Origin of the sequence: Bradyrhizobium sp. WYCCWR 13022 (assembly GCF_030435535.1) — a bacterium.
Lineage (GTDB): Bacteria > Pseudomonadota > Alphaproteobacteria > Rhizobiales > Xanthobacteraceae > Bradyrhizobium.
This window is the reverse complement of record NZ_JAUIZJ010000031.1, coordinates 1-19,321: the sequence shown is the minus strand read 5'-3', so window position 1 is coordinate 19,321 and position 19,321 is coordinate 1. Positions and strand designations below refer to the sequence as shown.

Below are 19,321 nucleotides of genomic sequence, written 5' to 3'. Positions count from 1 at the left end.
CGTTTCTTCGGGAGGGGTGACGACTATTTGGCCTTCTTGGCCTTTTTCGCCTTTGCAGCCTTCTTTGCCGGCTTGTCCTTGGCCGGCTTCTCCGCCTTCACCTCGATGGGTGTGCTGGCGGCCAGCCGCATGGCGCGGGCGTAGCTGTCGGCGACGTTGTCGGCGGACATCTGGAGGCGCCTCGCGGCGGCGGTGGCCTGCTCCATGGTGGCCTTGGCCATCATTTTGAAGCGGGTGCCGGTCTCCTTGCCCTTGGCCTTGGCCGCAAGGCCGTTGAAACGATCCCGCCGCTGCTTGGCGCGGGACATCAGGCCCGTATGCAGCTGTCTGGCCAGTTGCCGGATCACGACATCCAGGTCGGCGTCCGCCATGTCTTCTATCCTCTTCGAAACAGTCCCAATCGATGCGGCGGGACTATGCAGATCGTGCCCTCCCTTGGCAATTCCTGCCGGGCCGTCATCCGCAGCTTCGAGTCCCCCAAAACAAAAAAGCCGCGCGTTTCGCGCGGCTTCTTGAGGGCTTGCTGCCGCCTCATTTCAGCGAGGCAACCGGTCCACTCGAGTTGGCCGATGGATCGGGATCGAAGCCGAACACGCCGACCAGGTATTTGTAATAGTCGGGCATCTTCTCCTTGAGCGCCTCGCGGGTCTTCGGATCCTGGTAGTCGCTCTTGCCGGCGAGGAAGATGCTGGCCGTCACGGCGAAGAACTCCATGTGATTCTTCATCGCATAGGCTTCCTTGGGCAGCAGATCCTTGGACTTGGCATAGGCGTAATAGCTGATCACGCCCTTGTTGGCGTAGCCGTCCGGCAGCAGCCGCGCGTGATAGGCGTGCAGCATCTCGTGGAGCAGCACGGCCTCCTTCTCGTAACGCATCATATCCGGCCGGACCATGATCACGCCGAGCCCGGAATCGACCGCGAGGTCGACCGCGTTCGGATTGGTCCAGCGCTGCTGGTCGTGGTCCCACACCGTCAAGGTGCGCGGCGTCGTGCGCTGGACGTCCGGCGTGACCCGGCCGTAGCACGCGGTCGCAGCGCCTTCGTCGAGGCAGGCCAGTTCGCTGGCGATGATCGGAACGGTGCGGAAGAAGCGCATCACGCGCGGCGAGAGGCCGGCGGCCTCCACGACGTCGATCTGGCGCTTCAGATTGTCGGTGAGCTTGTCGAGGTCCTTGCGATCGGACGCCTCCGACATGTCGAACATGTAGCCGCGATAGCTCTGGAAGCCGGGCGGCAGCGATTTCGCGGCATCCGCTGATGCGACGTCGAGCGAGCCGGCGTAGGACGGATTGGCGAACAGCGCGCCGACGATGGTCGCGGTCAGCAGCAACGCAATGCGCATGATGAACCCCCTGATGTCACTTCACGCGGCAGGATAGGCTGCCGTTGTTTGCGAAAAGTGAGTGGGGCGAGACTAAGGCACCGATGTTGAGGCGTGCTTAATCCTTGGTTGCAGATCGCGGCAGCGGGTTAGGGCAGGGTTAACCAAGCCGTAGATCGGCGGCGCGCTTCGGCGTAACATCATCCCTCGGGCACCCCATGCCCCACATCGATAGCCGGAGGAGGATGCCATGTATGCCGCCATCCGTCAGGCCAAGGCGAAGAGCGGAAGCGCCGAAGAGCTGGCGCGCCGCATCAAGGACGGCGCCGTTCCGATCATCAGCGACGTCGACGGCTTCAGGGCCTACTACGTGGTCTATGCCGGCGACGACACCGTGACCGCGATCTCCATCTTCGACAAGTTCGAGCAGGCCGAGGAGGCGAACAGGCGCGCCATCGCCTGGATCGAGAAGGATCTCGGCCCGTTGCTGGCAGGGCATGCCAGCGCCGCCGCGGGGCCGGTGATCGTGCATACGCTGGCGTGAGGCCTTCGTCATTGCTGTGCAATGACGAGGAGCATGTGCCCCCTCATAACTCCCGCGCATTCGAGAACGCGAACGAGCTCACCCTTCTCGTCGTCTCGTCCAGGATCAGCGTGCGCGTGATCGGCGGTTCGGCGCGCTGGGCGCAGTTTTCGCGTTCGCAGAGGCGGCAGTTGACGCCGATCGGCGTGCCCTCCGACTTCTCGAGATCCATGCCGGCGGCGTAGGTGAGGCGTGCGGCGTGCCGGATCTCGCAGCCGAGGCCGATGGCGAAGCGCGGCTGCGGCAGCGGGTGCGGCGCCACGGGCCGGCGTACCATCTGCGCGATCGAGAAATAGCGCGTGCCGTCGGACAGCTCGATCACCTGCTTGAGCAGGCGATCGGGCGTGTCGAAGGTCGAGTGCACGTTCCAGAGCGGGCAGGTGCCGCCGAATTTCGAGAACGGGAAGGTGCCTGACGAAAATCGCTTCGAGACGTTGCCGGCATTGTCGACACGCAACAGGAAGAACGGGATGCCGCGCGCGTTCGGCCGTTGCAAGGTGGTGAGGCGATGGCAGACCTGCTCGAAGCCGGAATTGAAGCGCTGCGCCAGCACGTGGATGTCGTAGTTGAGCGCTTCGGCGGCGGCGAGGAAGGCCGGGTAGGGCATCATCACGCTAGCGGCGAAATAATTGCCGAGCGTGATGCGGAACAGCCGGCGCGGCGCGTCGTCGAGCGGCCCGGCTCGGCCGATGATGGTCTCCAGGGCTTGCGCGCATTCGCCAAGCCCGAGCTGAAACGCGAGCTGGAAGCCGCGGCCGGGCGGATCGACCAGCTCCGAGATCAGGAGCTGGCGGCGGTGGCGGTCGAAGCGGCGCAGCGTCTCGCGCATCACGTCGACGGGCATGATGCGGGTCTGGATCGAATGCTTTTCGCGCAGGCGCTCCACGAGCGCGGCATAGAGCCCTTCTGCCGGCACGTTCAATTCGTCCCGCAGGTTTTCCGCGGCCTGCTCGAGCTCCGGGAAATAATTGCGGTTGGCCTCGATCAGTTCGCGCACGCGCTCGACCGGGTTGGCCTCATAGCGCGTGCCGACATCGCGGTCGGCCATTTGCGCGGCCGCCAGCGTCTCGCCCTGACGCGCCTCGGTATAGGCCGCGTAGAGCCGTTGCAGCGCATGGGTGACGCCGGGACAGAGTTCGGCGAGGTCGCGCAGTTCCTGCTTGGGCACGTCGATCTGGCGGAACAGCGGATCGGAGAAGATCTCGTTCAGTTCGGCGAAGAAGCGGTCCTCGTCGGCGGTGGCGAGGTCGCGCAGATCGAGGTCGTAGGTCTCGGCCAGCCGCAGCAGGATCTGCGCGGTCACGGGTCGCTGGTTCCGCTCGATCAGATTGACATAGCTCGGCGAGATCCCGAGCCCCTCGGCGATCTGGGTCTGCGACAGCCCCAATTGCTGCCGGATCCGCCGGAAGCGCGGGCCGACAAACAGCTTTTTCCCGGATTCGGCGGGCATTTTCAGGTCTCCGGAGTCATCAAGGTCAGTTTCTCTGACCTATAATTTACAATATTTACAAAATAACATCTATTACATGTTCTGATGTTACATGACATCACCATTCAAATACAAGGCCCCTGTACGAACTTCTCTTTCTCGCGTTTATCTCGTGACACGCATTTCGCAATGCATTGTCAAAAATGTCGATGACAAGGCCTTTCGCTTTGCCATCCGTCGAAAGGGATCAGGCACATGAACTACCAGCCCCGCGGTATCAACACCCTCCAGGGCCCGGCCTCGTATCAGAGCGAGATCGACGCGGCCCGGGCGCTCCTCGAGACCCAGCCGACCTGGAACGGGGTCTCGGCCGAGGCTGTCGCGCGCATGCGCCTTCAGAACCGTTTCAGGACCGGTCTGGACGTTGCCCGTTACACCGCGGCGCTGATGCGCGCGGACATGGCGGCCTATGACAAGGATCCGACCAAGTACACCCAGTCGCTCGGCTGCTGGCACGGCTTCATCGCCCAGCAGAAGCTGATCTCGGTCAAGAAGCATTTCGGCGGCAAGACCGATCGCACCTACCTGTATCTCTCCGGCTGGATGATCGCGGCGCTGCGCTCCGAGTTCGGACCGCTGCCCGACCAGTCGATGCACGAGAAGACCTCGGTGCCGGCGCTGATCGAGGAACTCTACACGTTCCTTCGCCAGGCGGATTCCCGCGAGCTCAACGACATCTTCCGTGCGCTCGACAAGGCGCGCAAGGAAGGCGACAAGACGCGCGAGAAGGAGCTGATCGCGAAGATCGACAACTTCCAGACTCACGTCGTTCCCGTCATCGCCGACATCGACGCGGGCTTCGGCAATGCCGAGGCGACCTATCTGCTCGCCAAGAAGATGATCGAAGCGGGCGCCTGCGCGCTCCAGATCGAGAACCAGGTCTCGGACGAGAAGCAGTGCGGTCACCAGGACGGCAAGGTCACCGTTCCGCACGAAGTGTTCATCGCCAAGATCCGCGCCTGCCGCCACGCCTTCCTCGAGCTCGGCGTCGAAGACGGCGTCATCGTCACCCGCACCGACTCGCTCGGCGCTGGTTTGACGCAGCAGATCGCCGTCAGCCACAAGCCCGGTGACATCGGCGACCAGTACAACAGCTTCCTCGATTGCGAGGAAGTCACCGCGGCGAACGCCCGCAACGGCGACGTCATCATCAACCGCAACGGCAAGATGATGCGTCCGAAGCGGCTACCTTCGAACCTCTACCAGTTCCGTCCCGGCACGGGCGAGGACCGCTGCGTGCTCGACAGCATCACCTCGCTCCAGAACGGTGCAGACCTGCTGTGGATCGAGACCGAGAAGCCGCATATCGAGCAGATCGCCAAGATGGTCGACCGCATCCGTGAGGTCATCCCGAACGCCAAGCTGGCCTACAACAACTCGCCGTCGTTCAACTGGACCATCAACTTCCGTCAGCAGGTCTACGACGCGATGAAGGAAGCCGGCAAGGATGTCAGCAAGTACAACCGCGCCGAGCTGATGAAGCCGGAATACGACGATACGCCGCTGGCGATCGAAGCCGACGAGCGCATCCGGACCTTCCAGGCGGATTCGGCAAAGCGCGCCGGCATCTTCCATCACCTGATCACGCTGCCGACCTACCACACCGCGGCACTGTCCACCGACAACCTCGCCAAGGAGTATTTCGGCGAGCAGGGCATGCTCGGTTACGTCAAGAACGTGCAGCGCCAGGAGATCCGTCAGGGCATCGCCTGCGCCAAGCACCAGAACATGGCCGGCTCCGACATCGGCGACGATCACAAGGAGTACTTCGCAGGTGAGGCTGCCCTGAAGGCGGGCGGCGCTCACAACACGATGAACCAGTTCGGCTAACGCCATCCAAGAGGAGACTGACAATGACCAAAGGCAGCAATTTCTGGGTGATCGGCGGCGAGTTCGGCTCGATGAACTTCCACAAGCTGGTCGAGGGCTCGGCCCAGGTGCAGGGTCCGTTCAAGACCCGCAAGGAAGCCGAGGACGCCTGGCGCTCGGTTTCGGAAGAGAACCGCCACAAGGCCGGCGTCCGCTTCTCGATCGTGGAAGAGCCGTCGCGGGTCTCGGCCTGACGGCTGGCTGACAAACTCTAAGAAGACGTCCAAGGACGGAGGGTCCCATCCGGCGCAAGCCGGGTGGGATCGTCTGTTTTTGGCACACATCAACGGCCTGTGGGCACGGTAAGTGTCTGGAATAACGAGCCCTTTGCGGACCTTATGGTTGCTGATAGGTTAACGGGGAGAGTTGAGGACGAGGCCGGCAATGTCAGAGCCCGAAACCAGCGGTACCCATCCCAGCCAGCCGCGCCCGATGCGGCTGCGCGATGCGCTGCTGCGCGCGCGGATCGAGGCCGCCGACCGGACCGGGGTGGTCGTCGATCTCAGGGACGCCGAGGTGGCGCGGCTCGAGATCCTCAACGACGCGCTCGATCCGCTGTTCGCCCAGGTGCCCGACCAGATCGATCTGTTCGACCGCGGCATCAGCCAGGGCGATACGCCCAGGCTCTGGATCGACGTCGTCGCCCACATCATGATGGGGCGCGACAAGCGGCAGTACCGCTTCGTCCAGGACACCCGCTTCGGCCGCATCGTGCTCGCCGAATCGCACGACACGGCGGTGATCGTCGACGCCGTGACCGACTACGTCGCCCGCCGCATGATCGAGCGCGAGCGTGCGATGGTGGTGCCGTCAGAGCCGAAGGAGGAGATCGCGGAGCAGCCGCGCCGCTCGCGCGTCTGGCCGTTCCTGTTCGGCTTCATCCTCGGTGCCGCCGCACTGTTCGGTGTCGCCGTGCTCGCGGCGTTGCGGAGCTGGTGATTGCTTGCGCCGTCCGTGCTCGCGCCGACACGCGCGATTCAAAGCAGCCGCGCGCGCTTGATCTCCCGGATCTGCAAGCCATGATCGATGCTCCGCACGATCTGCTCGCAGCGCCAGCCGGTATTGTCCTTCTCGATCTCAAACAGATTGTAGGCGGCCGCCGGATAACGCCCGTGCGCGAGCGCCGAGGCCGACGGCACGCCGATCGCGGGAATGTTGCCGTTGGGGCCTTCGAACCACATCGTCGAATGAATGTGGTCGTGTCCGTGCAGGATCAGCTCGACGCCATGGCGCTTGAGCAGCGCCAGCAGGCCTGCGGAATCCGTCAGCCGCTTCTGGCGCGCGACGGACTTGAGGGGATGATGCACCAGCAGCACGCGGAAGACGTCCTCGGCAGCAAGCCGGTCGAGAACGTTCTCGAGATCTTTGAGCTGATCGCGACCGAGCGTGCCCGTCGCCATCAAGGGCGGCGTCGGCACGGCACTGGAGAGGCTGATCAGCGCGGCTGGGCCGCGCCGGCGCACGCCGGGAAAGCCGATGCGGCCGTCGTCGCCGGCAAGGTAGGGCGCAAAGGTCTCGCCGAAGCGATGAAAGGTAGCGCGGACATAGGCGTCGTGATTGCCGGGGATCGTGGTGACGCGATCGGGCGGGCCGACCTCGTCGAGCCAGGCGCGCGCCGGCGCGAACTCCGCCTCCATCGCCAGATTGACGAGATCGCCTGTCACCGCGATGTGGTCCGGCGCCTGCGCCTGCAAATCGGCGACCAGCGCGTCGAGCACCTCGCGGCGCTGGTATTTGTGGCGGTTGCGCGTCCAGTTGACGTAGCCGAGCGCGCGCTTGCCTGCGAGCTCGATCAGCCGCGGCTTCGGCAACGGCGGCAGGTGCGGGTCGGACAGATGGGCGAGCGTGAAGGGTGCCAAGAAAGATGTCATCGCGCGCGATTGCCTCGCTATTCCCCTGCTGTAATGGCAAGGTCGCCGGCAACGCGCAAGCGAAGCCTGAGAAGGCGCATCACGAGAGGCTAATGGCGAAGCGCCTGGACCAGATCCGACGGAGATTCGAGCCGCTGCTGCGGCGATTCTTCCACGCCTATTTCCTGGTGGTCCGTGGCATGACGCTCGGCGTCCGGGCCGTGGTGCTCGATGCCGACGGCAGGGTGTTCCTGGTCAAGCACAGCTACGTCTCGGGCTGGTATCTGCCGGGCGGCGGCGTCGACTTTGGCGAGACCATGGAACAGGCGATGCGCCGGGAGCTCAAGGAGGAGGGCGATATCGACCTGACCGGGGAGGCCATGCTGCACGGCATCTTCCTCAACAGCCACGTCTCCCGCCGCGACCATGTCGCAGTCTACGTCGTCAGGCATTTCCGCCAGGACCGCCTGCCGGAGCCCAATCGCGAGATCATCGAATGCGGCTTCTTCGACGCCGCTTGCTTGCCCGAGGGGACCACGAACGGTACACGGCTGCGGCTCGCTGAGGTGCTGGATGGCAAGCCGCTGATGACGACGTGGCGCTGAGGGCCGGCTATGCTAGTAACCCGTCCGAACGGGCGCCACGGAAACCTGATGAAAGCTGCAAAACTTGCCTTCGGCCTGATCTGCCTTGCAATCCTCGCCAGCAACATTTGGACAATGTCGCGCTGGAGCGAGGCGCGCGGGGTCTATGACGACATCTGCTATCTCCGTCAGGCGCATCTCTTCCAGCGCTTCGGCGCCGGCGGGCTCGATACCAACGCTATCAGGGATGACGATCGCTATTTCGAAGGCAAGTTGAAGGAGATCGGTTTCGCCGAGTGGAGGGATCCGATCCGCTGGCCCTGCCACAACCCGATGCGAAGCGGCAAGGTCGTGTTGCAATATCCGCCCGGCACCGGCTTTCTGCTGGCGCTGTTTTCCGAGGGACATCAGGTGGTGCCGCTCTATATTGCCGCGAGCCTGATCGTCTGCGGCCTCGCGCTGTCAGGCATTTTCCTGGCGCGGACGCTGCCGTCGCTCGTTGGTGCAGGCCTGTTCGGCGCGCTTGCCGTGTACCTCATGATCAATCCGGCCAAGGCGAGCTATTCGGTCGCGCCGACCATGGCGCTGTGCGCCGTCGCCGGCTTCCTGACGGCGCTGTGGCTGGCCAGGGACAAGCGCAGCATCCTGCTGATCGCGCTCACCGGCCTTCTGCTCGGCGCGTCCGTCAATTTCAGGCTGCCGAACGCGCTGCTCGCGGCGGGCTATTTCCTGTTCCTCGGTATTCCCTTCCTGTGGACGCGCTCGCTCGCGACCTTCGTGCAGGGACTCGCCTTCGGTGCCGGCGTGCTTGTCGGCATGGCGCCGACGCTGGTCGCCCAGGCCATCAATGCCGGCAGTGCGCTGGCCACGACCTATGGCAGTGCCGACGTGGTCGCGCCGGCCTTCGATCTTGCGGTGTTCGGCCAGTATCTGCGCGACATGCAGTTCGTGCTGATCGTGCTTGCGATCGGCGCGACGGCCTGGCTGTTGCGGGCCGGCGAGGGCCATGTGCGTCAGGCAGCCTTCGTGGTTGTCGGCAACCTCGTCGTCAATCTCGGCTTCTTCATGAGCCATCCGATCTTCACGCCGTACTATGTCGTGCCGATCGCGATGCTGTCGCTGTGGACGTTGTCGTTCGCCCGGCTGCTGCAGCCGGCCGAGGCGCGTGAGGCGGCACTGGTCCGGACCGACGCGGCCGGCCTCGGAGCGCAGCCGCGATGACATCGGCGCAACCCCGCATCGCCGTGCTGGTGCCCTGCTACAATGAGGAGGCCGCGGTCGCGACCGTCGTCGAAAGTTTTCGCGGCGCGCTGCCCGCGGCGGAGATCTACGTCTACGACAACAATTCGCGCGACCGCACTGCGGCTGTTGCGCTCGAGGCCGGCGCGATCGTGCGCAGCGAGCGGCGGCAGGGCAAAGGCCATGTCGTACGGCGCATGTTCGCCGACGTCGAGGCCGACATCTACGTGCTGGTCGATGGCGACGCCACCTACGACGCGCCGAGCGCTCCACGCATGATCGACAAGCTGCTCGACGAGCATCTCGACATGGTGGTCGGGCTCCGTATCGACCAGTCGCAGGCGGCCTACCGTCTCGGCCATCGCACCGGCAACCGCATGCTGACCGGGTTTCTGGCCTGGACTTTCGGCCGCGATTTCCAGGACATCCTGTCCGGCTACCGGGTGTTCTCGCGCCGCTTCGTCAAATCGTTCCCGGTGCTGTCGGATGGTTTCGAGATCGAAACCGAGCTTGCGGTCTATGCGCTGGAATTGTCGTTGCCGGTCGCCGAACTCGAGACGCCCTATTACGCGCGACCCGAGGGATCGTTCTCGAAGCTCAACACCTGGCGCGACGGCTTTCGCATTCTCGGCACCATGCTGAAACTCTACCGCGCGGAAAAGCCGCTGCGCTTCTTCGGTGCCATCGGCATCCTGCTGGCGGTGGTGTCGGTCCTGCTCTCGATCCCCATCGTGATCACCTTCATCGAGACCGGGCTGGTGCCGCGGCTGCCGACCGCCGTGCTGTCGATGGGCCTGATGATCATGGCGATGCTGTCGGTCTCCTCGGGCCTCGTGCTCGACACCGTGACGCGGGGGCGGCGGGAGATGAAGATGCTGGCCTATCTGTCCCAGCCGGCGCCGAAAACGAGCTGACGACGAGCGCGCTCCCATGGACGGCAGGACGTCCAGATGCTACTCCGATTCCTCTATTGACGCGTTTTCTCAACGCGAACCGGGATCCACTTCGCTCGAAAACGCTTTGGCAACATGAACGATCTCTCCATCACCATCCGTCCCGAAGCCCCAGGCGACGCCCAGGCGATCGAGCGGCTGCACGAGCGCACGTTCGGCCCCGGCCGTTTCGTGCTGAGCGCCTATCGAATCCGCGAGCACGTCGACCATCTGCTCGACGTCTCCTTCACGGCCCGCATCGGCACGCTGCTGGTCGGCTCCGTCAGGCAATTGCCGATCATGATCGGCGAGACGCCGGCGCTGCTGCTCGGGCCGCTCACGGTCGAGCCGCCGTTCCGCAGCCGCGGCATCGGCCGCATGCTGATGGAGCGGGCCTTGAAGGACGCCAAGGACAAGGGACATCGCATCGTGCTGCTGGTCGGCGACGAGCCCTATTACAGCCGCATCGGATTCAAGCTAGTCCCCAAGGGCCGCGTCACCATGCCGGGCCCGGTCGATGCCGCGCGCGTCCTGGTGTTCGAGCTCGCTGACGGCGCGTTCGAGGGCGTCTCGGGCGCGGTTGCTCCGGACTGGAGCAAGGCGCGGGGGTAACGGACCAGCCACAAGTCGAGGCTCACATGTTCCGCGTCACAGCCGATTCATTGCAGGCCTATCTCGATTTCGATCCCGAGCGAAAGCGCGATCTGACCGAGTTGCACGAGCTGATTGTCGCCGCCGCGCCGGCCCTCAAGCGCCATTTCCATCAGGGAACGCCGGCGGGAGAGGCGGGCATGCGCATGAAGATGATCGGCTATGGCAAGTTTCGCTACGCCATCAAGTCGGGAAGAAGCACGGACTGGCCGGTGATCGGCGTTGCGCTCCAGAAAAACTACATCAGCGCGTACGTGACGGTAACCAGGCAAGGCGCGCCGATCGTATCCCGCTATGCCGGCAAGCTGGGCGAACTTCGCATGGGCGGCAACAATTTCAGTTTCGAGCGGTTCGACGATCTCAAGCAGGATACCGTATCGACGCTGTTCGCAGAGGTTGCCGGCATCTTCGAAGCGGATCCCGAAAATCCCGTTCGCTATATGCAGGGCTCCTGATCTGCCGGCGCCGCACCAAGGTGTAAGCCCTTGTGCACGGCGCCTTCTCTCGAGCCAAGCGCGCTTACGCACGGCCGTGCCATCATATCGACGGGATCGTCTCTCCGCGCCGGCTCCCTAAGCCTTGATCGCAAGCTTGCGGATCTTCTCGCGATCCTTGCCGTCGACCCAGACACATAGCGTCAATCCGTAGCGACAGGCTTCCACGGCAAGATTGCCGATGTTTCTGGCCCGGCTGTGGAACACATGCGTCTCGCAGCAATCCTCGAGAATGAAGCCGGTGAACTCGCCGTGGCAGTCGTACAGAACCTCGCAGACCTTGCCGCAACGCTCTCGCTCGGGTTCATGCGGCCGCTTCGGCAAGGGTGGCACAAAGGTCAGCGAAGGCGGCACGGCACTCGCATTGCCGCCGAGGCCGTCGACGCGGTCGGAGATGTACTTGGTGTAGCGGACCAGCACCGGGTGCCAGCGATTGGACGGTGACATCTGCTCCAGCCGCCATTTCATGATTGCGAGCGTCGTCTCTTCAGCAGGGAGGATCTTGTCGCCCGTGGTCACGGGAATGCGGATCTGGAACGTGCCGACGACGTAGCGCCATTGAGTCAGCCGCTCCACCTCCGTCGGCCTGGTGCGATGGGGTTTGGAGCTGCCCTTGGCGGTTCCCACCTGCGCCGTCTTGCCGTCGGCATGCACCAATGTCGGCGCGGTCTGCAGCTTGGGGCCGGGCGGCGGAGGTGGAGGCGGCAATGGCTTGCCGATGCGCGTGCCGAGCCGTTTGACCGTCACGTCGAACACCTGTCCGCTGCGAACGCCTTGGGGAAGGTCGATGGTGATGAGGCCGGCGAAATTGTCGCCGGCGCCCGACGGAATCGGCACGTAGCTGACGCCGCGCGTGATCGGGATCCGGATCGTATTGGCATCGCTCATGCCGAGCGGAGAGACGCCGTAGAAGGCCTTGGCGAGCGCCAGCACGTCGCTGGCATGCACCTGCGGCCAGTACAGCGAGGCGACTGAGCCTGTCGGCACGCTGCCCCATTCGATCATCAATTCGTCCGGGTAGATCGTGTTCGGCCCTAGCGGCGCACGGACGACGCGGCCTGGCTTCGTGTCGAAAGTCTGTGGAATGCGATGCGTGGCTGCGGGGCCCGGATTGTCGGAGCGCGTCACCTGGAGATTGCGCTGTGCGAGCTGGTCCCAGGACAGCGGCGAGACGCCTTGCGGAATCGGCGCATCGTCGAAGGCGATCTGCGCGACAATGCAATGGTGCGTGCCGTTCAGATAGGTCTGCACCTGCGCGCCGTTGATGACGTTGCCGCTGTCGTAGAGATTGAGGAAACAGCCGTAATATCCCCAGAGCTGATCCTGATGGTCGGGGATCGCCAGCGTCTGGATGTTGGGGCCGCCGGCATAGTCGGTCTGGCTCGAGAAATTGTTGGTGGCGAAGAACGGAATCGAGGTGTTGCCAGCACCCGGCCTCGGCGACCCCGGCTTGCCGGCGGCATCGTTGTTGGAGAGATAAGCGCCGTTGATGTCATAGTCGGTGTCGTTGGTCTGGGTGGTGAACAGCCTGAAGAAAACGCGGACATTGTTGGCCATCGATCCCGCGGAGCCACGCAAGCGCACGCGCGCGACGGCGAAGCTGTAATTGTTGTCGATGCTGATATTGGGCGGGAACGTGCCGCTGATCTGCACGGTGAACGGGTTCACGGACGAGTCGCCCTGGTTGGCGTCGCCCTGGTCGGGCAGGATCGTCGTGAACGGATCGGGGCCGTTCGGATTGGTGAAGCCGTTGGCCGCGGAATTCCAGCGCGACAGCAGGTCCTGGATATAGGTGTAGGCGCCGGAGACGTTGTCGGCGAGTGCGGGCACGCCGGGGATCGGCGCCGCATTCAGCGCCGGGGTGATCGTGAAGACGCGCAGGTCCTGGCTGAGATAGGGCAGGTTGCTGTGGTCCGCGTTCAAATTCGTGAAGTAAGGATCGGCGCCGGCGATCAGCTCGAACTGCATCGAGGCCTGCGAGCCGCTGACCTGTCCGGTCGCGGAGGCATTCAGCGAGACCGTGAGGTCGAATTCGGTCTCGCCGCCTGTTGGGGGGAACTGTGCCAGCAACGGCGTGTCGATATGCAGGTCGTAGGGAATTTCGATACGCTGCGGCGTGAAGTCGTTGACGCCGCTCTCGAACTGCACGCCTGTTGGACTGGGCGTGATCGCCACGCCGGCAAGGCTCGAGAACGAGCCGCCAAAACTTCCGACCGTGATGCCGAGCGACAGGAACGAGCTCTTGCTGAATCCCTCGATGAAGATCGTGAAGGCGTTGGGAACGTAGCCTCCTTGCGTGTTGATGATGTCCTGCGTCTCGTCCTTGCCGAACGTGTTCTTGCCGGCACCGAAGGAGACGCGCGCGATCGGGAAGGGATTGTTTCTATTGGGGCCGGAAATCGACGCGGTCGTTCCGGGCGGATAGACGCTCTCGACGAGACCGAGGAAGATCGGGAACGGGTTGGAATTGTCGCTGGTTAGGGCGTGATAGACGCTCGCCAGGTTGGAATTGTAGTTCGTAATGATCTGGTTGATGCTGAAGCCGAGCTGGACGTTGAGGTAGTAGATGAAGCCGAGCGCGCAGCCGTAGCTGACGGGATCGCCGTCGCCGTGCACGAACGTGCCGTCGCTCACGGTCGAGCCGGTATAGGTCGTGTTGACCCAGTCGCCGCGCGCCGGGTTCGGCAGGATCGTTCCCTGATTGGGGTTGCCGTCTCCGTTCAGCCAGTTCGCGACGAACGAGCTGTAATAATTGTCATGGCCCTGCTGGAAGCGGGTGATGGCCGACCAATGCGACAAGCCTTCGCCGCTGCTGTCACCGGCGTTCCAATTGCCGCGAATGCCCATCAGCACCTCGACCCACTCGGCAATGAACACCATGCCGACGCGCTGCGCCGGCAGCGGCGCGTCGCTCATCAGGTTTTGCGAGTCGAGGCTGATCGGATTGCCGACGCCGTTGTTGCTGGCGCCGGGAAAGGAGAAGCCTCCGCCCGAAAGGGCAGAGTCGGCCTGATCGAGGCGAACCTCTTGCCGCGCGCCGGTGCCGAACTGGCTGGAGGGTGTGCCGAACCAGCCGGTGGTGACGTTGAACTCGTTCTCGATGACGCTCAGCGAGGGACTGATGTTGCTGAGCAGGGAATTGGCGTTGTTGATGACGTTGGTCTGGTCGGCGAGCGAATTCTCGTATCGTATCCAGAAATTGGTGGTCTTGCCGGCGCCTTGTCCAATATCGGTCAAGCTGGTGCTGCTGAGAGCCATATTGCCACTCCTTGAAACTGAAATGTCTCGCGATCGCTTCTGGTTTGCGCAGGCGCGGCTTCGAGAAAATTCCGCAGTTCAAGGTGCTATGGCTTGCAGACGCTTGGCCTCGCCTGCGCGCAATTAAATCTGGCTAGTTGTCCGGCAGGTTGAACGCAAGCAATGCGATCGTTGCAAGCCGAATTCGGCACGGGCAGTTTTGAAATCACAACCTGCCATGGTGCTCAATGCAATTGCACGCTAATAGAGCTTCACGAGGAGATGCTACCACAGGTTTGAAGGAGGGGTTGATCACGCTTGCGGCAAATCCGTCGCTGAGTGGCTGCAGCTTTGTGAGCTGGATAACATTCAAGCTGAATTCTGAATGCGCAAAGGCGGACACGCTATACCGCTCGCGCGGTTTATGCCAAAAGCGGCAGGCGAAGCTGACGAAGGACATGTGAAGTTTGGCTGCATCGAAGAAGGGCGCCTCGCCCGCGGAACGCCAGAACGGGATCGATCGGACCATCGATCTCCTGGAAGCACTGCTGCATTTGCGCGCACCGTCCAAACTCAGCGATCTCGCCAAGCAGATGGGCGCGCCGCGCTCGACCGTCTATGCCATCGCCAACCGCCTGATCGAAGCTGACCTGCTCGAGAACGTCGGCGACGGCGGCCAGGTCTATTTCGGCAAGGCGGTGCATCTCTACGGGCGGGCCTATGCGGAGGCCAATCCGCTGCATCGCCGATGCCGCGAAGCGCTCGACCGGCTCGCGACCCAGCACAGCGCCACGGCGCAGCTCTGCGCGCTGCGTGGCCGCAAATATGTGGTGGTCGATACCAGGGACGGGTCGGGCCTGTTTCGGATCACCACGGATGTCGGCATCGAGGTGCCGCTGCCGTGGACGGCATCGGGCCGGCTGCTGCTCGATCACATGAGCCCGGCGGAGATCCGTGCGTTCGTTCCGAAAGAGGATTTTCGTCTTCCTGACGGCCGCGTGCTCGATGTCGATGATTTCATCAAGGACGTCGCACGCGCGAGGCGCGACGGCAAATGCGTGACAACGGCGCTGTCCGATCGGTTCACCTCGTGTCTTGCGGCGCCCATCCGTGACAAGAAGGGTGTCGCGGTTGCGACGCTGTGCTTCGTGGTTCCCGCAGATTCCGTGAAGGAGCGCAGGACCGCGCTGCTCGACGATCTGGTCGCCACCGCAACCGAACTCTCCGATCGCACCTGAGCTGAGTCCTCCGGCGGCGCTGTGACCGATGTTCCCGCATCGTGTCACGCGTCGTCGATGCACGTCCCGATGTTCGCGCACGCAGCGCACAACGTTCGGCAAATGCGCCTCGCGGCTGGAGGGACTAGAATGTCCGGGCTTGACATCACGCCGCCGTAATAACTAACGTGTCGCTATAAGATAATATTGTCCACTATAAGAGACAATGTAGCTGCAGGCGCGATGAGGTTCTCTCGTCCCGATGTCGGGGCGGGAGACGCGTTCCTGCGTGTCCAAGCGAGGAATCGAAAATGGCGAATGCAGGACAACAGGTACCCGGACGACGCTGGCTGATCGGTTGTCTGCTCGGCGTCGGAATTCTCATCAACTACATCGATCGGGTCGGGCTCTCCGCCGCGACGCCCGAGCTGACGAAGGAACTCGGCCTCACCGCGACCGACATCGGCCTGCTCGGCAGCGCGTTCTTCTGGACCTATTCGCTGCTGCAGGTCCCCGGCGGCATGGTGCTCGACCGCTTCGGCGTCACCATGGTCGGCCGAGCCTCGAGCTTCCTCTGGGCTGTCGCCGCCACCATCACCGCGCTCGCAAGCGGATTGTGGGGCATTGCCGCCGCGCGCCTGCTGCTCGGTGTTGCGGAAGCGCCGGCGTTTCCGGCAAGCCAGAAGGCGACCGGCCACTGGTTTCCCCTCGACGAACGCGCGCGCTCGACCGCGATCTTCGATTCCGCCGCCAAGTTCTCCAACGTGATCGGCGTGCCGCTGGTCGCCTATGTGATCTTTCTCTATGGCTGGCGCTGGGGCTTCGGCGTCACCGCCGTGCTGAGCTTCCTCTATTTCGTCGCCTACTACGTCATCTATCGCAACCCGAGCGAAGATCCGAAGCTCTCGAAGGCGGAGCATGATTACATCATCGCCGGCGGCGGCACGCCCGAAGGTCCCGCTGCAGCGGGACAGAGCCGCATGCTCGGCTACCTCCTGCGCAACCGCAAGGTCTGGGGCCTGACCATCGGCTTTTCGGCCTATGGCTACACCTTCTACCTCTTCCTGACCTGGCTGCCGGGCTATCTCGCCCAGACCATGCACATGAACCTGATGTCGGCCGCGGGCTATTCGACCATTCCGTGGATCTTCGCGACCTTGGCGGACCTCCTGATCGGCGGCTTCCTGGTGGATCATCTGATCGCGCGTGGCTACGACTCGACGCGGGTGCGCCAGTCGGTGATCATCGTCGGCATGCTGATGGGGCTCGCCGTGATCGGCGCCGCCTTCACGGTGAAGCCGGGCTGGGCGCTGTTGTGGCTGTCGATCGCGATCTCGGGGCTGTCAGCCGCAGCTCCCGTCGGCTCCTCGATCGTGTCGCTGATCGCGCCCAAGGGCGGGGCGGGAACCGTCGGCGGCATTCTGAATTTCACCAACAACATGATGGGTGTGCTCGCGCCGATCGTGACCGGCGTGGTGGTCGACTGGACCCAATCCTTCGCCGGTGCCTTCATGATCGCGGGCGTCGTGCTGCTGATCGGCATCTTCTTTTATGTCGTGGTGCTCGGCCGCATCGAGCCGATTCCCGATTTCGAGGAGGTACCGCCGGCCGGCGCGGTGCCTGTTCACTGAGGAGAGGGGCATGCCCCGGAATTCCAGCGGCAAGGACACGCTGATCCGCAACGCCAGGCTGATCGACGGCACCGGCGCCCCGTGGTTCGAGGCCGACCTGCGCATCAGCGGCAACCGCATCGCGGCGATCGGCGCCGCCTTGCCGGCGGAGGACGCCGACATCGTCGACGCGCGCGGGTGTTATCTGGCGCCCGGCTTCATCGACGCCCATTGCCACGACGACCTGATTTGCCTGCGCGAGCCTGACAGGCCCGAGAAGGTGTTGCAGGGCGTGACCACGCTCGTGGTCGGCAATTGCTGCTTCTCGCTCTATCCGGCGACCGCGGGCTCCGCCGAGATGCTGCGGCTGCATTTCTCGGGACTCGCCGGCGAGACTCAGGCGGACGAAGTGTTCGACAGTTTCGACGGCTATCGGCAGGCCCTGGAAGGGCCAGGCGTGGCGCTCAACCTCGTTTCGCTGGTCGGACACGCCGCGATCAGGCTCGCCGTGCTCGGTTACGAGCGCCGCGCGGCGAGCGGCGAGGAGATCGCGGCGATGCAGGCGCTGCTGGCGCAGCAGCTCTCGCAAGGCGCGGCCGGCCTGTCGCTCGGCCTCGTCTATCCGCCGAGTGCTTATGCCGACACCAACGAACTGAACGCGCTGGCGGAGACCGTGCGAGCGCACGGCAAGCTGCTCACCGCGCATGTCCGCAGCTATGAAGCGGGCCTCTTGCCATCCATCGACGAGTTCATCGCGATCCTGCGCGCCTCGGGCGCAGCGGGACTGCTGTCGCATCTGCAATCGGCGGGAAAGCCGAACTGGGGCGCGATCCCCAAGGCGCTCGACCGGCTGGAGGCCGCGCGCGCGGAAGGCATCGACATCTCCTTCGACATGTATCCGTACCCCGCCGGCAGCTCCTATATGCTGCAATTGCTGCCGCCGGCCGCGCTCGAAGGCGGTATCGATGCCGTGCGCGCGCGGCTGCGCGATCCGGCCAGGCGCGAGGCGCTGCGCGTGCTGGTGGAGGAGGGCGATCCCGATCCGCATGCCGCGCAGTCCAAGATCGTGCTGATCAGCTGGCACAATGTGCGCATCTCCGCCACCGCCAATCCCGCGCTGAAGCCGCTCGAGGGCAAGTCGATGGTCGATGCCGCGCGCGAGCTCGGCATCTCCCCGTTCGATCTGATGGTTCGGTGCATCGAGGAGGACCAGGGCCAGACCGGCATCATCATGTTCCAGCTCGATGAGGCCGATCTGCGTGCGGCCTTCACCCATCGCCTGCACATGGTCGGCTCCGACGGCATTCCCCGCCCGGGCACCAAGCCGCATCCGCGCGCCTATGGCAGTTTCCCGCGTGTCGCCGGCCGGCTGACGCGCGAGCAAGGCTGGCTGACGCTCGAAGATGCCGTGCGGCGGATGACCGCGATGCCGGCGCAACGCTTCGGCCTCTCCGACCGCGGCATTCTTCGGCCGGGCATGATCGCGGATCTCACGCTGTTCGACGAGACCATCATGGACAAGGCGACGTTCGAGACGCCGACGGAAATGCCCGCGGGCATCCGTTCGGTTTTCGTCGCCGGCGAGGCTGTGGTCGCAGGCGGTCGCAGCACCTTCGCGCGGCCCGGCCGGGCCTTGATCACGGGATGACGGCCCCGCAATCTCAGCCATCACACACAGGACGATTCGCAATGACGCTGAAACGATATGGCGCGGCCGGCGGCACCGGTACCGGCGGCCAGCACCTTCCCTTTGCTCGCGCGGTGCAGGCCGACGGCTGGCTCTATGTCTCCGGCCAGACGCCGATGGAGAACGGCGAAGTGATCGAGGGCGGCATCATCCCGCAATCGCACAAGGCGATCCGCAACATGCTCGCGATCCTGACGGAGGCCGGTTACGATCCGAAGGATGTCGTGCGTTGCGGCGTCTGGCTCGACGACCCCCGCGACTTCCAGAGCTTCAACAAGGTCTTCGCCGAATATTTCGGCGCCAATCCGCCGGCGCGGGCCTGCGTGGTGTCGAGCATGGTGGTGGACTGCAAGGTGGAAATCGACTGCGTCGCCTATCGCAAGTGAAGCGCCACCTGTTGCGCCGGGGCCCGCAGGCCCAGGCGCAAATGCTCTGTGTAGCTAAAGTGGAATGCGTTTTGGTTGAATCAGTATAGTCCGCGAAACTCCTGAGCAACCGGCGACATAGGTAACAGATCAAACCGACGACATGGGTAACACAATTCTCGTTTCGTTCA

General features: G+C 64.0%; 18 protein-coding genes. 13 read left to right on the top strand and 5 right to left on the bottom strand.

Annotated features, from left to right (window positions below):
* Window positions 1-23 precede the first annotated feature (23 nt).
* Complete coding sequence (locus tag QY049_RS33490; RefSeq protein WP_258762896.1) at window positions 24-371, bottom strand: hypothetical protein; 348 nt, start codon at window positions 369-371, stop codon at window positions 24-26.
* Between the two features lie 160 nt (window positions 372-531).
* Window positions 532-1,344 (bottom strand): hypothetical protein, encoded by an 813-nt coding sequence (locus QY049_RS33485; RefSeq protein WP_258762895.1) that lies wholly within the window; start codon window positions 1,342-1,344, stop codon window positions 532-534.
* A gap of 229 nt (window positions 1,345-1,573) precedes the next feature.
* Here QY049_RS33485 and QY049_RS33480 point away from each other — a divergent pair, with 229 nt between their 5' ends.
* Entirely contained in the window at window positions 1,574-1,867 is a 294-nt protein-coding gene (locus tag QY049_RS33480; protein ID WP_014497428.1) for an antibiotic biosynthesis monooxygenase, read from the top strand.
* Window positions 1,868-1,910: 43 nt separating this feature from the next.
* Here the strand turns inward: QY049_RS33480 and QY049_RS33475 are convergent, their stop codons facing one another.
* The gene (locus tag QY049_RS33475; RefSeq protein WP_258762894.1) at window positions 1,911-3,356 is read right to left on the bottom strand and encodes a short-chain fatty acyl-CoA regulator family protein; all 1,446 of its coding nucleotides are present in this window, start codon (window positions 3,354-3,356) and stop codon (window positions 1,911-1,913) included.
* A 234-nt stretch (window positions 3,357-3,590) separates the two neighbouring features.
* On the opposite strand from QY049_RS33475, the gene QY049_RS33470 reads away from it, so the two are divergent.
* From QY049_RS33470 to QY049_RS33460, 3 genes are all read left to right on the top strand, one after another.
* Window positions 3,591-5,225, top strand: coding sequence for an isocitrate lyase (locus tag QY049_RS33470; RefSeq protein WP_194477384.1), 1,635 nt, complete (start codon window positions 3,591-3,593; stop codon window positions 5,223-5,225).
* Window positions 5,226-5,248: 23 nt separating this feature from the next.
* Window positions 5,249-5,458, top strand: coding sequence for a hypothetical protein (locus tag QY049_RS33465; RefSeq protein WP_008137787.1), 210 nt, complete (start codon window positions 5,249-5,251; stop codon window positions 5,456-5,458).
* A gap of 190 nt (window positions 5,459-5,648) precedes the next feature.
* Window positions 5,649-6,203: a hypothetical protein gene (locus QY049_RS33460; protein WP_194477383.1), complete on the top strand. Its 555-nt coding sequence runs from the start codon at window positions 5,649-5,651 to the stop codon at window positions 6,201-6,203.
* Window positions 6,204-6,241: 38 nt separating this feature from the next.
* Here QY049_RS33460 and QY049_RS33455 read toward each other — a convergent pair whose 3' ends face one another.
* Window positions 6,242-7,123 carry a metallophosphoesterase gene (locus tag QY049_RS33455; protein WP_258767027.1) on the bottom strand — a complete coding sequence of 294 codons (882 nt, stop codon included), beginning with the start codon at window positions 7,121-7,123 and terminating at the stop codon, window positions 6,242-6,244.
* A 104-nt stretch (window positions 7,124-7,227) separates the two neighbouring features.
* Here QY049_RS33455 and QY049_RS33450 point away from each other — a divergent pair, with 104 nt between their 5' ends.
* From QY049_RS33450 to QY049_RS33430, 5 genes are all read left to right on the top strand, one after another.
* Window positions 7,228-7,719 carry an NUDIX domain-containing protein gene (locus QY049_RS33450; RefSeq protein WP_194477382.1) on the top strand — a complete coding sequence of 164 codons (492 nt, stop codon included), beginning with the start codon at window positions 7,228-7,230 and terminating at the stop codon, window positions 7,717-7,719.
* A 48-nt stretch (window positions 7,720-7,767) separates the two neighbouring features.
* Window positions 7,768-8,919: a hypothetical protein gene (locus tag QY049_RS33445; protein WP_258762893.1), complete on the top strand. Its 1,152-nt coding sequence runs from the start codon at window positions 7,768-7,770 to the stop codon at window positions 8,917-8,919.
* Window positions 8,916-9,851 (top strand): glycosyltransferase family 2 protein, encoded by a 936-nt coding sequence (locus QY049_RS33440; RefSeq protein ID WP_258762892.1) that lies wholly within the window; start codon window positions 8,916-8,918, stop codon window positions 9,849-9,851. The genes QY049_RS33445 and QY049_RS33440 overlap by 4 nt, the downstream gene beginning before the upstream one ends.
* A gap of 114 nt (window positions 9,852-9,965) precedes the next feature.
* On the top strand, window positions 9,966-10,481 hold the full coding sequence (locus tag QY049_RS33435) for a GNAT family N-acetyltransferase (RefSeq protein ID WP_194477379.1): 516 nt from the start codon (window positions 9,966-9,968) through the stop codon (window positions 10,479-10,481).
* A gap of 26 nt (window positions 10,482-10,507) precedes the next feature.
* Window positions 10,508-10,975 (top strand): hypothetical protein, encoded by a 468-nt coding sequence (locus QY049_RS33430; RefSeq protein WP_301270411.1) that lies wholly within the window; start codon window positions 10,508-10,510, stop codon window positions 10,973-10,975.
* Between the two features lie 117 nt (window positions 10,976-11,092).
* On the opposite strand, the gene QY049_RS33425 is transcribed toward QY049_RS33430, so the two are convergent.
* Window positions 11,093-14,272, bottom strand: coding sequence for a hypothetical protein (locus tag QY049_RS33425; protein WP_258762890.1), 3,180 nt, complete (start codon window positions 14,270-14,272; stop codon window positions 11,093-11,095).
* Between the two features lie 446 nt (window positions 14,273-14,718).
* On the opposite strand from QY049_RS33425, the gene QY049_RS33420 reads away from it, so the two are divergent.
* The 4 genes from QY049_RS33420 to QY049_RS33405 all read left to right on the top strand — a co-directional run bounded on the left by QY049_RS33420 (window position 14,719) and on the right by QY049_RS33405 (window position 19,151).
* Entirely contained in the window at window positions 14,719-15,489 is a 771-nt protein-coding gene (locus QY049_RS33420; RefSeq protein WP_194477376.1) for an IclR family transcriptional regulator, read from the top strand.
* A 290-nt stretch (window positions 15,490-15,779) separates the two neighbouring features.
* Complete coding sequence (locus QY049_RS33415) at window positions 15,780-17,099, top strand: MFS transporter (RefSeq protein WP_258762889.1); 1,320 nt, start codon at window positions 15,780-15,782, stop codon at window positions 17,097-17,099.
* A 10-nt stretch (window positions 17,100-17,109) separates the two neighbouring features.
* The gene (locus QY049_RS33410) at window positions 17,110-18,726 is read left to right on the top strand and encodes an amidohydrolase family protein (RefSeq protein WP_258762888.1); all 1,617 of its coding nucleotides are present in this window, start codon (window positions 17,110-17,112) and stop codon (window positions 18,724-18,726) included.
* A gap of 41 nt (window positions 18,727-18,767) precedes the next feature.
* Window positions 18,768-19,151 carry a RidA family protein gene (locus QY049_RS33405; protein WP_258762887.1) on the top strand — a complete coding sequence of 128 codons (384 nt, stop codon included), beginning with the start codon at window positions 18,768-18,770 and terminating at the stop codon, window positions 19,149-19,151.
* Window positions 19,152-19,321 lie beyond the last annotated feature (170 nt).